The 13,378-nt window shown below is 68.0% G+C and carries 13 protein-coding genes; 6 read left to right on the top strand and 7 right to left on the bottom strand.

Annotated features, from left to right (window positions below; genetic code table 11):
• Nucleotides 1–76 precede the first annotated feature (76 nt).
• The 4 genes from AAFU51_16915 to AAFU51_16900 form a co-directional block, all read right to left on the bottom strand.
• Entirely contained in the window at nt 77–1,270 is a 1,194-nt protein-coding gene (locus AAFU51_16915) for a glycosyltransferase family 2 protein (protein MEO1572941.1), read from the bottom strand.
• 54 nt (nt 1,271–1,324) lie between these two features.
• Complete coding sequence (locus tag AAFU51_16910) at nt 1,325–1,987, bottom strand: acyltransferase (GenBank protein ID MEO1572940.1); 663 nt, start codon at nt 1,985–1,987, stop codon at nt 1,325–1,327.
• Between the two features lie 179 nt (nt 1,988–2,166).
• Nucleotides 2,167–3,393, bottom strand: coding sequence for a glycosyltransferase family 1 protein (locus AAFU51_16905; protein MEO1572939.1), 1,227 nt, complete (start codon nt 3,391–3,393; stop codon nt 2,167–2,169).
• Nucleotides 3,394–3,407: 14 nt separating this feature from the next.
• Nucleotides 3,408–4,700 (bottom strand): glycosyltransferase family 2 protein, encoded by a 1,293-nt coding sequence (locus tag AAFU51_16900; protein ID MEO1572938.1) that lies wholly within the window; start codon nt 4,698–4,700, stop codon nt 3,408–3,410.
• A 135-nt stretch (nt 4,701–4,835) separates the two neighbouring features.
• On the opposite strand from AAFU51_16900, the gene AAFU51_16895 reads away from it, so the two are divergent.
• The 3 genes from AAFU51_16895 (at nt 4,836) to AAFU51_16885 (ending at nt 7,800) form a co-directional block, all read left to right on the top strand.
• Nucleotides 4,836–5,255, top strand: coding sequence for a hypothetical protein (locus AAFU51_16895; GenBank protein ID MEO1572937.1), 420 nt, complete (start codon nt 4,836–4,838; stop codon nt 5,253–5,255).
• 181 nt (nt 5,256–5,436) lie between these two features.
• Nucleotides 5,437–6,291 carry a hypothetical protein gene (locus AAFU51_16890; protein ID MEO1572936.1) on the top strand — a complete coding sequence of 285 codons (855 nt, stop codon included), beginning with the start codon at nt 5,437–5,439 and terminating at the stop codon, nt 6,289–6,291.
• A gap of 144 nt (nt 6,292–6,435) precedes the next feature.
• A complete protein-coding gene (locus AAFU51_16885; GenBank protein ID MEO1572935.1) occupies nt 6,436–7,800 on the top strand; it encodes an NAD-dependent succinate-semialdehyde dehydrogenase in 1,365 nt (454 codons plus the stop codon).
• Between the two features lie 27 nt (nt 7,801–7,827).
• Here the strand turns inward: AAFU51_16885 and AAFU51_16880 are convergent, their stop codons facing one another.
• Nucleotides 7,828–8,769, bottom strand: coding sequence for an ADP-ribosylglycohydrolase family protein (locus AAFU51_16880; GenBank protein MEO1572934.1), 942 nt, complete (start codon nt 8,767–8,769; stop codon nt 7,828–7,830).
• Between the two features lie 19 nt (nt 8,770–8,788).
• Entirely contained in the window at nt 8,789–9,775 is a 987-nt protein-coding gene (locus tag AAFU51_16875; protein MEO1572933.1) for a cation diffusion facilitator family transporter, read from the bottom strand.
• Nucleotides 9,776–9,969: 194 nt separating this feature from the next.
• On the opposite strand from AAFU51_16875, the gene AAFU51_16870 reads away from it, so the two are divergent.
• Both AAFU51_16870 and AAFU51_16865 read left to right on the top strand, forming a co-directional pair.
• The gene (locus tag AAFU51_16870; GenBank protein ID MEO1572932.1) at nt 9,970–10,197 is read left to right on the top strand and encodes an AbrB/MazE/SpoVT family DNA-binding domain-containing protein; all 228 of its coding nucleotides are present in this window, start codon (nt 9,970–9,972) and stop codon (nt 10,195–10,197) included.
• Entirely contained in the window at nt 10,194–10,598 is a 405-nt protein-coding gene (locus AAFU51_16865; GenBank protein MEO1572931.1) for a type II toxin-antitoxin system death-on-curing family toxin, read from the top strand. The genes AAFU51_16870 and AAFU51_16865 overlap by 4 nt, the downstream gene beginning before the upstream one ends.
• Before the next feature lie 79 nt (nt 10,599–10,677).
• Here AAFU51_16865 and typA read toward each other — a convergent pair whose 3' ends face one another.
• Entirely contained in the window at nt 10,678–12,525 is a 1,848-nt protein-coding gene (gene typA / locus AAFU51_16860) for a translational GTPase TypA (GenBank protein MEO1572930.1), read from the bottom strand.
• A gap of 192 nt (nt 12,526–12,717) precedes the next feature.
• On the opposite strand from typA, the gene AAFU51_16855 reads away from it, so the two are divergent.
• Entirely contained in the window at nt 12,718–13,302 is a 585-nt protein-coding gene (locus AAFU51_16855) for a hypothetical protein (protein ID MEO1572929.1), read from the top strand.
• Nucleotides 13,303–13,378: the final 76 nt, after the last annotated feature.

Raw genomic sequence — 13,378 nt, 5'->3', positions numbered from 1 at the left:
CCGTTCGCCTGTCCCCCCGGCGAGCGGCGGCGTTTTTTTGTTGAGGGCACCTGCGTTGCGTTGTGCGCACCGTAGTTCAAGCTGTGGCGCGAGCGGCGCGCTCCCAGTTGACGGACTGCTGGCCGCGCAGCCACCGCGCGAAGCCAAAGAAGGCCGCCACGTTCATCACGGCGAAGTAGAACGGCACGAAGAAGCCCTTGACCTTCACCTCGCGGTCCTGCCAGCGCCAGCCTGCGAGCGCGAGCAGCCAAAACGCGGTCTGCGCGCCGTAGAGCGCCGCGTAGAACGGACTCGTGAGGCCGAGCACGAAGTTGAGCGCAAACGCGACGAGGAGCAGCGGCGGCGTGACCGCCCAACGCAACACCCGGTGGGAGACGTACTGGAACGTCGTCCAGCCGTGACGCGGGTTGAGCAGGCTGAGCAGCCGCGCCATGCTCTGGAAGCCGCCTGCGCAGATGCGCACCTTGCGCTTGAACTCGTCCTCGACCGTCGCCGAGGGCAGCTCGGTCGCGTTGGCGTCGGTGGCGTAGGCGACGCGGTAGCCCTGCTGCGCCACCCGCAGCGTGAGCATGAAGTCGTCGAGCAGCGTGTCGGGCTCGCTGGGATGGAAGAGGTCGGTGCGGAGCGAGAACAGCTCGCCCGCGGCCCCGACGACGGTGTGCAGCCGCGCATCGAGGTGCTTGAGCGCGGACTCATAGCGCCAGTAGAGGCCCTCGCCCGCGCCCGAGGCGGCGTCGGCCTCGGCGGCCCGGATGCGCTTCTCGCCCGAGACCGCGCCCACGGCCGGGTCGGCGTAGTGCTTGACGATGTTGCGCACCGCCTCGCGGTTGAGCATCGCGTTGGCGTCGGAGAAGATCACGATGGGCGTCTCGACGTGCTTCATCGCGCGGTTCATGGCGGCGATCTTGCCCGCGCGTCCGGCGCGGTGGAGCAGCTTCACGCCCGGATAGCCGAGCAAGAGCTGCGGCGTGCGGTCCGTCGAGCCGTCCGTGACAAACAGCAGCTTGAGCTTGTCCTTCGGATAGTCCTGCGCCAGCGAGTTTTCGAGCTTCTGCAGGATGTCGCGCTCCTCGTTGTAGGCCGCCACGACGAGCGTGACCTCGGGCTCGTACGCTGCCACCTCGGGATCGGCGAGGTCAGGCTGGCATGGGCTGAGGCCGAGCGCGTCGCGCACCTTGACGAGCATCCACAGCACCACGCCATAGCCGACGTAGGTGTAGACGATGACGGCAACGGCCAGCCAAAAGGCGAGTTCGAGGGGGGACAGCATGGCGGGGGTGAGACGGCGTGCTGGGTGGTATCAGCAGGTGCTGGAAGAAGGCAGCTAGCGATTCGCCGCCGTGATGATGGGGTCGAGCGCGGCCGACGCGCTGGCTCCGTCGCCCCGGGTCTCCTTCGGAATGAGGGTGCCTCTAGGCCCTGGTGGCGCGGCAGCGTCCTGATGCTGCTCATCGGCCTTCATCTGTCGGATCACCTTCGCCGGGACGCCCGCGACGACGCTGTAGGGCGGCACGTCTTTGACGACGACGGCACCCGCCGCCACGACCGCGCCACGTCCGACAGTCACGCCCTTGAGCACCGTGCTCCGGATCGCCAACCAGGCCCCGTCCTCGATCACGATGGGGGCTTGCTTGCCAGAGTCGGACAGGTCGCCGACGGCGTGGAAGTCGGAGTCCATCACGACGACGTGCGGCGCGATCTGGACGTTCTCGCCAATCGTGATGCCGACCCGCGCCGAGAGCGAAGCCCCGTGGTTGATGAACGAGTGCGCGCCGATGCGGATGGTGGCGCCCGGTCCGGCCGACAGCTCCGTCGTCGCCACGCGCGATCGGATGGCCACGCGGTCGCCGATCTCGATGGTGCCCGCAGCGTTGACGCGCGGCGCACCGTCGAGGGTCACGAAGCGACCGAGGCGACAGCGCCAGAGCCGCAGGCGCGCATTGGCGACGCGGTAGGCTGCGCCCAGAACATGGGAGAGACGAGACATGGGTGGGTGGCGATGAGTAAGCCTTGGGCATCAAGCTCAAAGCAGTTTTCTGTCATCCCCGACTTGATCGGGGATCCATGCGATCTACACGGCGGGCACAAAACGTCATCAGGTAGTACGCTGCATCCTATGGCCCCCGCCTGCACGGGGATGACGTAGGGTGGGAATCAGAAGACAGGCTAGGCCGCGAGGCGGAAGGCGGGCTCGGCAGCGACGGGGTTCGGCACGGCGGCAGGCACCGGCGCGCCCGCGACCTCCTCGTAGATCTCGATGAGGCGCTCGGCGGTGCGGGCCCACGAGAACCGTTCGGCGCGGGCGAAGCCCTGGCGGCGGAGGTCGGCCTGGAGCGTCGCGTCGGCGAGGACGTGGCGGATCGCGCTTGCAAGCGACGACGGCTGCGTCGGCTCGATCAGCACGGCGGCGTCGCCTGCGACCTCGGGCATCGATGCGGCGCGCGACGTGATGACGGGTGCGCCGCAGGCCATCGCTTCGAGAATCGGGATCCCGAAGCTCTCCCGCAGCGACGGGTAGAGGAACAGCGCCGCCTGGCTGTAGATCGCCGGGAGGTCGGTGTTCGCCATGTAGCCCGGCAGGATGAAGCGCGGCGCGAGGTCGAGCGCGTCGAGGGCGCGCAGGTGCACGTCGAGCGCCTCGCGGGCATAGTCGGCGATCACGAGCGGCGTGGGAGCCCTATCGTCCAGAGCGACGCTGCGGGCATACTCGACGTAGGCCGTGATGACGCCGGGCAGATTCTTCTTCGGGTCGGTGTTGCCGAGGAAGAAGAGGAAGTCCTCGGGCAAGCCGTAGCGCTGGCGGACGCGGCGCTGCTCATCGGCGCTCTCGACGGGGCGGAAGTGCGCGCCGACGCCGTTGTAAACCACATCCAGTTTCTCGGCAGGCATCGGCAGCGTGTCGAGGATGCGGCGGCGCTCGTACTCCGACACCGTGAGCACCTTCGCCGCGCGATGCGCCACGCTCGGGACGACCTGGCGGCGGTAGAGGTTGCCAAGGCGCTGATACCACGTCCCGCTTCCGCGCAGGATCGCCGAGGCGCGCCCTTCGAGGTAGATCACGTCGTGGACGGTCACGACCGTCGGGACGGGACTGTTGAGCGGCGCGGTGTTACTCGTGCAGTGGAGCACGTCCACGCCCGCCTTCTTGGCCGCCTGCGGCAGCGCAACCTGCTCCCAGACGGGGTAGCTCGGCGCGTCGAGTTCGTAGACGAACAGGTTCTCTGACGACGCCAGGCACGGGTCCTCGCCAGGCTTCACGAAGACGACGACCTCGTGGTCGTGGCGCTGCTGTTCAGCGAGCTTCTGGAGGTGGCGCAGCGACTCGAGCGCGACGATGTCCATGCCGTGCTTCTTGCGCCGGAAGATGCGCTGGGCTTCGATGCCGATTCGCATAGCGGTTGTGGGTCTTAGGTCGAAGGTCGAAGGTCGCGGGCCGTGTCAGACGCCGCATCCTTGCGGACCGGTGACACGGGACCGGTGACCGGCGACCCAGCCCCGTGGGGCGTATGGATGAAGGTGCGGTTGCCGCCCGGGCTGCGGAAGAGCGCGCGGGTCATGCGCCAGATGCCGCCGGGCAGGTGCAGCACCGCGCTCAGGATGTCGCTGCGCAGCAGGTTGGCCGGGATGGCGATGAAGAGCGTCAGCACGAGCGTAGCCGTGAGGACGGCCCAGGGCAGCGCTGCCATCGGGCCGCCGATCACGAAAACCAGCAACGTCAGCGCCGGCACCCCCGCGATGAGCAGCGCGCGCGGCGGCAGCGCCATCTGGAAGACCTTGTCGGCATAGTCGAGACGGCCGCTGAACAGCCCGGCAACACCCCGCGCGGTGTGGCGGCGGAGGTAGTGGAATTGCGCCGAGAGCCACCGCGTGCGCTGGTTCTCGAACGTCTGCCCACCGCTCACCTTCTCGTCGTAGATCACCGCCTTCGGCGCCCACGCGATCCGGATGCCCTCGTAGAGCAGCATCAGCTCCAGTTCTTTGTCGAAGCCGCCGACGGCCTTCGCGCGGTTCATGCAGCGGTCGAACAGTTCGTAGTCGAACGCCATGCCGGAGCCGATGAGAGCGGCGGAGAGGCCAAGGTTGGCGTGCCCGGCGCGGAAGATCTGATTGTTGATGCCCTCGCTCAGCGCGTCGAGCTTCGCCATCGGCGTGTCGAGGTTCTTCGCCACGCGCTGGCCCTGCACCACGCGCGCGCTGCCCGGCTGCGTGGGGTCGAGATACGCCGCGAGGTGCGCGAGGGCGTCGCGGTCCATCACGTTGTCCGCGTCGAGGACCACGGCGCCGTCGAACGTCTGCTTCTGCGCCGCGAGAAGGCTCAGCGCCGCGTTGAGCGCCTTCGCCTTGGTGCTCTTCTCGAACGACACCTCGACGACCTGGATGGGCAGCGCGTCGAGCGCAGCGAGCGTCGCGGGCTGCAGCGAGTCCGCAATGACGATGACTTCGTAGAGCTCCTGCGGATAGGACTGGTCGAGCGCCTGCCGCGCCACGTCCACGATGACCGCGTCCTCCTTGTAGGCCGGAATGAAGACCGCGAGGCGCTGCGTTGGCTCGCGCAGCGGCGGCGTCGGGCGCAGGCGACGGCTGGCCAGGGCAAACACGAGCAGGTAGACAACCACGAGCGCGCACGCGGCAAAGGCGAGCGTACTGAGAACGGCCCCGAGGGTGCTGAGGAGCGTTCCGAGGGTGGCGGCGAACGACATGGGCGGAGGAGGGCTAGATAGTCTTCGGTATCGGCGCCCACCCGGCTCGATTTAAGCCACTAGGCCACTCAAAACTCCGATCTTGCTTCGTTGTGTTGTCGTTCTGACCTCGTCGCATCCAGCTCATCGCTCACCATGCCTCCCTTCGTTTTTCTCCTCGCCCTCGCTGGCATCCTGTTCGCCGCGTTCGTGATCTACCTCGATCACAAGAAGAAGACCGGCGGCACCATCGACCCGAAGGCGCTGGAACAGGCCATGGCGGACCTCACAGCAGCGCTCGACGAGGCCGAGGGCGAGCGGGCCCGCCTCACCGAGCGCGTGCGCAACCTCGAAGCGATCGTCACGACGGAGACGTACGACCTCCTGAAGCCGGACCCGGCGCCGGAGCAGGCGGAGCGCGCCGCCACCCGTCTCGATCCGGCGCTGCTGGATGACTCTCTGCTGGATGACTCTCTGCTGGATGACGACGCCCCGCTCGGCAACGACCGCACAGCGGAGGACGCGGCTCGGGCGGAGGACGCGGCCCGCCTCGCCCGGCGGCTGCGGGGGCGGTAACACCGCGTTTACGCGCCGCGCCTTCATACGCGGAGGCCGTTGGATTGCGAGGGATCTGCCAGCGAATCGTGACAGGGTTGCGATAAATCGCAGGCGGCGCCAGGCGATACTGGGAGCGTCACCCGAAACGCCGCGGGGGGCACGTCGCTCCCCAGCGCTCGCACTCCAACCCCATCGACCCATGACTGCACGCTACCCACGCCTCCTCGGCCTCCTCGGCCTCCTCGCTCTCCTCGCCTTCGTCGGCTGCGACGCCGCCACGGACGACACGACTGACCCCGTCGCCGATCCCGTGACTACGGCTGAGGCTGCCGCCTCCATCGCCAACGCCGTCGCGCTCGACAGCGGCGGCGCGCTCGACGAGGCCGCCTCGTTCGCGACCTCCTTCAGCGCCGGCATCGACGGCGACGACGTGACCACGGCTAACGCCTCCGCTGACAACGGCTGCACGTTCAGCCTCGACTTCGACGAGGAGGCCGTCCGCTACGACCGCGCCGTCGACTGCACCTGGGAGAGCCAGAACGGCCTCTATGCGGCGGGCTACAGCCGCGCGCAGACCCTCCAGTTCCTCCGCGACGGCAGCCCCGTGTTCTTCCCGAGCAACGCCGACGCCGCGACCTTCGAGATCGTGAGCGGGAGCGGCACGCGGACCCGGCCCCGCTTCAGCCACACGCTCACCGACATCGGCGGCGACCTCACCGTCACGGGCCTGAACACGGACGTGGTGACCGTCAACGGCTCGCTGACCCGCGCCGCCCTCGACGTGTCGACCACGGAGGCGGGCACCCGATCGCTCGACCACCGCATCGAGCTCACCTTCACCGATGTCACCGGCCCAACCACGTCGCGGCAGGACTGGCGCGACGCCGCCTCAGGCACGATCTCTGGGCGCTACCAGGCCACCTTCACCGCCATCGACGGCGACACGATCGCCGTGGACCGCACCTTCACGGTCACCTTCGGCGACGACACGCTCGTGATCGAAATCGGCGGCGAGCGCTTCGAGGCCAACCCGATGAGCGGCGAACTGATGTAGGAGCGCCGACACGCCTCAGCTCTGCACGTGCCCGCGTGGCTTCCGAACCCGGAGGCCGCGCGGGTGCGTTTGGGGCGTAGCTCAGTGTGGCCGTGGTTCCGAGCGGTCCCACCTCACCGGTTCTTTTTCTCCTCGCCTCTTATCATGCTTCGTTCCATCGATCCGAACACGGGGGAGACCCTGCGCACCTACGACGCGCTCACGCCGGACGCGCTCGACGCGCGCCTTGCTCGGGCTGCGCGGGCCTCCGAGCACCATCGCACGACCCCGCTCGCGGACCGTGCCATGAAGCTTCGCCGTGTTGCCGATGCGCTGGAGGCGAGCGTTCATCGCCACGCCGAGACGATGACGCGCGAGATGGGGAAGCCCGTCGGGCAGGCCGAAGCTGAAGCCAAGAAGTGCGCCTGGGTGTGCCGCTACTACGCCGACCACGCCGCGGCCTTCCTCGCCGACGAACCGCGCCCTATCGATGGGGCCCACCGCGCGTTCGTCGCGTACGAGCCACTCGGGCCGGTGCTCGCCGTGATGCCGTGGAACTACCCCTACTGGCAGGTCTTCCGCTTCGCCGCGCCCGCAGTGATGGCAGGCAACGTCGGGCTCCTCAAGCACGCCGAGAACGTGCAGGGCTGCGCCGAGGCCATCGAAGCGCTGTTCCTAGAGGCAGGCTTTGCGGAGGGCGTCTTCCATAACCTGCCCCTTGAGGTAGACGCCGTGCGTGGCGTGATCGAAGACCGGCGCGTGCGGGCCGTCACGCTCACCGGCAGCGAGCGCGCGGGCCGCGCCGTGGCGAGCCAGGCCGGGCAGGCGCTCAAGCCTACGGTGCTCGAACTCGGCGGCTCCGACCCGTTCATTGTCCTCGGGGATGCCGACCTCGACCGCGCGCTCGACCTCGCCGTCACCGCGCGGATGCAGAACAACGGCCAGAGCTGCATCGCGGCGAAGCGGTTCATCCTCGAACGCCCCATCGCCGACGCCTTCACCGAGCGCTTCGTCGAACGCGTCGAGGCGCTCACCCTCGGCGACCCGATGGATGCTGCCACCGATGTCGGCCCGATGGCGCGCGAAGACCTCCGCGATGGGCTCCACGACCAAGTCGAGCGCGCTGTCGCCAAGGGCGCGACGCGGCTCACCGGCGGCACCGTGCCCGACCGGTCCGGCTTCTTCTACCCGCCGACCGTGCTCGCGGGCGTCACCGAGGGCATGGTGCCGTTCGAGGAAGAGCTGTTTGGTCCCGTCGCGGCGCTCAGCGTCGCTGAGGACGTGGACGACGCGGTGCGGCTCGCCAACGCGACGCGCTTCGGGCTGTCGAGCGCCGTCTTCACCGAGGACCGCGCCAAGGGCGAGGCCGTCGCCCGACGAATGCACGCAGGCGGCGCGTTCGTGAACCAGATGAGCCGGAGTCACCCCAACCTCCCCTTCGGCGGCATCGGCGACAGCGGCTACGGCCGCGAACTCGCGCGCCAGGGCATCCGAGCGTTCGTCAACGAAAAGACGATCTGGATCGAGTAGTCGTGGACGGCAGCGGGTGTAATCCAGCTAGGCGGCGTCTATCTGCGCGTGGTCGCTGTGCTCGTAGAGCGCCTCGGCGAGCAACTCGAGGTCGGTGCAGTAGGCGAGGCGGTCGCGCCAGGCGGCGGGGATCGCGGCCTCGCCGTAGTGCGCCCCGGCGAGTTGGCCGTAGATCGCGCCCGTTGTGTCGGCGTCGTCGCCGAGGTTGACGGCGCGGAGCGCACCCGCCTCGAACGTGTCCGTGGTGGCAAACGCCCACAGCGCGGCCTCCATCGCCTCGACGACATAACCGGTGCCGCGAATCGCAGGCGGCTCCTTTTCGAGGAACGACCCGGCCGCGACGGCCGCTACCTTCGGCGCAAGCGGCGCGTCGTCCCAGAAGCCAGGCGTCGGCTCGAAGGGCGTGGCGAGGAAGTCAGCTTTGCTCGCGCCGCCGAGTGCGGCGACGAGCAGGGCGGCATAGTAGCGGCAGGCATCGACGGCCTCCGTAGCCCCGTGCGTCGTCCGCGACATCTCGGCGCTGTGCGAGACCGCGTCTTCGAAGCGCGGCGCGAAGAACATCGGCACGGGCGCGAGGCGCATCAGCGAGCCGTTGCCTGCCGACCACGGATCGGTCGATCCCGCAAACGGGTCACCCGTGCGCGAGAAGTGCGAGAGCGCCCGCGTCACGGTGTTGCCGATGTCGAAGCAGCGTCCGGTGCTGCTCCAATAGCCCTCGCGCTTCCACCGAACGTAGCGCTCCATCTGGTCGGCAGGGTCGAAGCCCTGTTCGACGAGGCTCGTGGCGAGGCAGAGCGCCATCGACGTGTCGTCGGTCCACTGCCCCGGCTCCAGCCCGAACGGTCCGCCGCCGACCATGTCAGTGATCGGCACCACCTGGCTCGGCGGGGTGAACTCCAGCGTCGTGCCCAGCGCGTCGCCGGCCGCGAGCCCGAGCAGACAGCCCCGATAGCGGCTTTGTGTCGTCATACTGGTTCCTTTCTGCTTCTTATCCCAAGGTCCTATCTCCTGCCAGCGCGTCGCCCAGCCGGTCGTGCACACCGTCGTCGGGGTGCTCGTGGGTGTCGGGTTCGAGGTGCGTGGTCACCTCCACGTGGTCCTTTGGGAAGACCGTGCGGATGCTCTCCTCGACTTGCGTCGCGTGCGCGTGCGCGTCCTCGATGGGGAGGTCGCCGGGGAAGAGCAGGTGTACTTGCACGTAGACGTGGTCGTTGACGCGGCGATAGCGGAGGAAGTGGTAGCCGAGGATGTGGCTCTCAGCCTCGGCGCGGTCGAGCACGGCGCGCAACTCGGCCGTCTCGGCGGGATCGGCGCTCTCCATCAGCCCCTGGTAGGCCTCGCGGAGCAGCGCGAATGCCGTCCAGCCGATGTTCAGCCCCAGAAGGATCGCCACGACGGGGTCGATCCACGTCACGCCGGTCAGCCAGACGAGGCCCACGCCGACGAGCACGCCGAGGCTCGTCCACATGTCGGTGAGCACGTGCTGCCCGTTGGCCACGAGCACGACGGCGTTGTGGCGTCGGCCCGTGCGGACGAGCCACAGCCCGAGCCCGAGGTTGACGAGCCCGAGTGCTGCCGTCACCGCGAGTCCCAACCCGAGCCGTTCCAGCTCCGGCCCCGTCACGAGCGCCTCGACGCCCATCGCCACGATGCCGAGGGCAGCCATGAGGATGAGCGCCCCCTCGAAGCCTGACGAGAAGTAGGCGATCTTGCCGTGGCCGTAGGGGTGCTTCGCGTCCGGCGGCTGCGCGGCGTACCACAGGCTGAACGTCGCAACGCCCGTGGCGAGGAGGTGGACGACCGATTCAAGCGCATCGCCGAGGATGGCCGAGGAGCCCGTGGCGGCGTACGCGCCGAGCTTACCGACCAGCATGAGCACCGCCACGGCGAGGCTCGCCGCCATCGCCTGCGAGCGCGGGTCGCGGAGATCGAAGCGCTGCGGAAGCGCCTGGTCAGGGCTGTGCGTGGAAGCCATCGCTGCGCGTTGTCGTTTGCGGCTAAGGCTGGTTGGCGCGGGGGAACGTGAAGCTCACCCGCGCAGAACGATCCCACGGTGAAAAGCTTCCGCACGCATGCCGTTGCTCATAGAACCGAACGGAAAGAGCTGGGTTATAACTCAAGTTAAACAGTCGATATCCGTCAACGAACCTTCCGCGATCCACAACAGCCATGACGCAGAAGTCCAAGCTCCGCAAGCTCGGCGGCTCCGTCGCCACCATCATCCCGAAGGCGATGCTCGACCGCCTCCACCTCGAAGCGGGCGACGAGATCTTCATCACCGAGACGCCCGACGGCGTGCTCCTCAGCGCGCATGACCCCGACACGGAGGCCATGCTGGACGATGCCCGCGCCTTCATGCGCTCGCACCGCGAAGCCTTCAAGGCGCTGGCGAAATGAAGCCGCCTGACGGGCCACGTTGGCTGACAGCAGCGCAGGTCAAGGTGCTTCACGCCGAGTCGCTGTCGGCATTCGGCGGGCTGGATGGTGTGCGTGACGAAAACCTGCTCGGGAGTGCGCTCGCACGACCACAGCACCTATTCACGTACGGCGGTGCCCCCGACCTCTCGGCACTGGCCGCAGCCTACGGGGTCGGCATCGCGCGCAACCACCCGTTTCTGGACGGCAACAAACGTGCGGCGCTGCTCGCCATGCGAGCATTCCTATTTCTGAACGGCCGAGGACTCAATCCAGACCAACTGGAAACGGTCACGACCATGGAAGGCGTTGCCGCAGGCAGCGTGGACGAGGTCGCGCTCGCCGAGTGGATCCGAGCAAACAGTGCGCCGCTCACCCCCTGATCGACACGCCTGAACGGCGGTCAATCTGTCCCCCTCGAAATCGAGGGGGACAGGTCGAGCAAAGCGAGACCAAGGGGTGCTACGCCATCTCCGCCTTGCGCTCTTGGAGCGCCTTCTTGCGCTTGTGCGGGTCGAGGTGACGCTTGCGGACGCGGTAGACCTTCGGCGTGATCTCGATGAGCTCGTCGTCGCGGATGAACTCGATGGCTTCCTCCAGGCTCATCCGGCGCGGCGGGTTGATCTTCTCGAAGTTGTCCGCCGACGCCGCGCGCATGTTGGTCAGCTTCTTCTCCTTCGTGATGTTGGCTTCGAGGTCCTGGTCGCGGCTGTTCTCGCCGATGATCATGCCGTTGTAAACCTCGTCGCCCGGCCCGACGAAGAGCTGGCCACGCTCCTGCAGGTTGATGATCGAGTAGCCAGTGGCCTTGCCGTTGCGGTCGGCCACGAGCGCGCCGGACGCGCGGTGGCTGATCGGCCCGGCCCACGGACGGTAGCCCGCGAAGAGGTGCGTCAAGAGGCCCGTGCCTTTGGTGTCGGTGAGGAACTCCGTGCGGTAGCCGATGAGGCCGCGCGCGGGGATCTCGAACGTGAGGCGGACGCGGCCCGTGCCGTGGTTGATCATCTTCGTCATCTGCCCCTTGCGCCGCCCGAGCTTCTCGATCACGACGCCCATGTGCTCCTCGGGCACGTCGATGGTCGCCTCCTCGTAGGGCTCGTGGGTGGTACCGTCGATTTCTTTGGTGATGACCTGCGGCATGCCGACAGCGAACTCGTAGCCCTCGCGGCGCATCTGCTCGATGAGGATCGCCATCTGGAGCTCGCCGCGCCCGAAGACGAGGAAGCGGTCGGGCGTCTCGGTTTCCTCGATCCGCATGGCGAGGTTGTTCTGGCCCTCGGTGAGCAGGCGGTCTCGGAGTTGGCGGGAGGTGACGTACTTCCCGTCGCGCCCAGAGAACGGGCTGTCGTTGATGCGGAACTCCATCGAGAGCGTGGGCTCGTCGACGTGGAGCGGCTTGAGCGGGACGGGGTTCTCGGCGGCCGAGAGCGACTCACCGAGGCCGATGCCGCCTGCGCCCGCGACGTAGACGATGTCGCCCGGCCCGACTTCGTCGCGCTCGACGCGGCTGAGGCCGTCGTTGACGTAGAGCGCGCTGATGGTCGCCTTCGTCTGCGTGCCGTCGCGGTGACAGAGGGCGATGGGCTGGCGCACCTTCGCCGTGCCCTGCACGACGCGGCCGATGGCAAGCGCGCCGACGTACGGGTCGGGCTTGACGTCGCAGACGAGCACCTGGAGCGTGGCGTCCGGGTCACCGACGGGCGGCGGGACGGTCTCCACGATGGCATCGAAGATGGGGCGGAGGTCGGTCAGCTCGCCGTCGGGGTCGAGCGTACACTGGCCGTCCTTGGCAACGGCGTAGAGGACCGGGAATTCGAGCTGCTCGTCGTTCGCGTCGAGGTCGATGAAGAGGTCGAACACCTCGTTGAGCACCTCCTGAGGACGGGCGTCCTGGCGGTCGATCTTGTTGATGACCACGATGGGATCGAGGCCGAGCGCGAGCGCCTTAGAAAGCACGAAGCGCGTCTGCGGCAGCGGCCCCTCGGCGGCGTCCACGAGCAGCATCACGGCGTCGACCATCCGCAGCGTGCGCTCGACCTCGCCACCGAAGTCGGCGTGGCCCGGCGTGTCGACGATGTTGATCGTGATGTCGTCGCTCGACCCCTCAGCACGATAGGTCACGGCGGTGTTCTTCGCCATGATCGTGATGCCCTTCTCGCGTTCGAGGTCCATCGAGTCCATGACCCGCTCGGCGACCTCCTGGTTGTCGCGGAAGGTGCCGCTCTGCCACAGGAGCGCGTCCACGAGCGTGGTCTTGCCGTGATCGACGTGCGCGACGATGGCGATGTTGCGGAGGTGCTTGTGCTGCATGGGTCTGGGGTCGTAGTTCACAGGTCCCAAGTCGGATCCTGGGACAGCGGGTGACAACTAGGCGCGCGGCCGGGTGATTCACGCGGCGTGCGGATTTGGGACGAAGAGGAATGCAGGGGAGGGAGATGTACACGCATAGCCGTGCCAACGCTGGTGCGTTATTCTTCGATACCATCTGCCTGTCCTTATGCCATGCGTTTCCTCTTCCTCGCCCTCCTCGTCCCGTTCGGGGCCGCTCCCCTAGCAGCGCAGCACGTGAGCCTCCACGGTGGCTCGGCGCAGCACTTCTCCTATGGCGCTTCGGGCGGGGTCGCCGACCTTGAGGTTGGTCTCCCTCTCCTGAGCCTGGGCCCCGAGGACGCGTTTTCGTTCAGCATCGGTGCCTACGGGGGGCAGGCGCTGTATCCCGGCTACGCCACCGCGACATCCTGTGCCGGGTGCGTGCGCACGAGCCTCCGTCATGTCTATGTCGGGGCGCGGCTGGGCGTCCAGTTCGACCGCATGCTGCTGCCGGTCCGCTTCACCGTAGGGGTCGCGCGCTACCACGAACGCACGCGGCGCGAGGTGACTCCGGCCTCGCCGTTTGTTGGCGAAGCAACCGCTGAGACCTTTGAGGGCACGGCGACGTATAGTGCCCTCGACCTCGGGGCTCGGCTGCTCATACCGGTCGTTCCAGCGTGGGCGCTCGAAACGGGCGCGTCGTCCTCGCTGCCGTTCGACGAGGATCGAGCATTCGGCCCCCTCGCGCTCACGCTCGGCGTGCGCTGGGGGCGCTAAGGGCCTATCCCAAAAGGGGTGCAGGCACCCCGACCGTCTAGCTTGAGGGACTTCTTACCTCTCCCAAGCCCGACAT

This window comes from Bacteroidota bacterium, from assembly GCA_039821555.1.
Classification (GTDB): domain Bacteria; phylum Bacteroidota; class Rhodothermia; order Rhodothermales; family Rubricoccaceae; genus JBCBEX01.
The sequence above is the reverse complement of the archived record's forward strand: the minus strand, read 5'-3'. Positions and strand labels throughout refer to the sequence as shown.

Bases quoted from the DNA above. Each gene is read 5' to 3' on its own strand.
- AAFU51_16915 (MEO1572941.1), bottom strand. From the start codon at position 1,270: ATGCTGTCCCCCCTCGAACTCGCCTTTTGGCTGGCCGTTGCCGTCATC.
- AAFU51_16910 (MEO1572940.1), bottom strand. From the start codon at position 1,987: ATGTCTCGTCTCTCCCATGTTCTGGGCGCAGCCTACCGCGTCGCCAAT.
- AAFU51_16905 (MEO1572939.1), bottom strand. From the start codon at position 3,393: ATGCGAATCGGCATCGAAGCCCAGCGCATCTTCCGGCGCAAGAAGCAC.
- AAFU51_16900 (MEO1572938.1), bottom strand. From the start codon at position 4,700: ATGTCGTTCGCCGCCACCCTCGGAACGCTCCTCAGCACCCTCGGGGCC.
- AAFU51_16895 (MEO1572937.1), top strand. From the start codon at position 4,836: ATGCCTCCCTTCGTTTTTCTCCTCGCCCTCGCTGGCATCCTGTTCGCC.
- AAFU51_16890 (MEO1572936.1), top strand. From the start codon at position 5,437: ATGACTGCACGCTACCCACGCCTCCTCGGCCTCCTCGGCCTCCTCGCT.
- AAFU51_16885 (MEO1572935.1), top strand. From the start codon at position 6,436: ATGCTTCGTTCCATCGATCCGAACACGGGGGAGACCCTGCGCACCTAC.
- AAFU51_16880 (MEO1572934.1), bottom strand. From the start codon at position 8,769: ATGACGACACAAAGCCGCTATCGGGGCTGTCTGCTCGGGCTCGCGGCC.
- AAFU51_16875 (MEO1572933.1), bottom strand. From the start codon at position 9,775: ATGGCTTCCACGCACAGCCCTGACCAGGCGCTTCCGCAGCGCTTCGAT.
- AAFU51_16870 (MEO1572932.1), top strand. From the start codon at position 9,970: ATGACGCAGAAGTCCAAGCTCCGCAAGCTCGGCGGCTCCGTCGCCACC.
- AAFU51_16865 (MEO1572931.1), top strand. From the start codon at position 10,194: ATGAAGCCGCCTGACGGGCCACGTTGGCTGACAGCAGCGCAGGTCAAG.
- typA (MEO1572930.1), bottom strand. From the start codon at position 12,525: ATGCAGCACAAGCACCTCCGCAACATCGCCATCGTCGCGCACGTCGAT.
- AAFU51_16855 (MEO1572929.1), top strand. From the start codon at position 12,718: ATGCGTTTCCTCTTCCTCGCCCTCCTCGTCCCGTTCGGGGCCGCTCCC.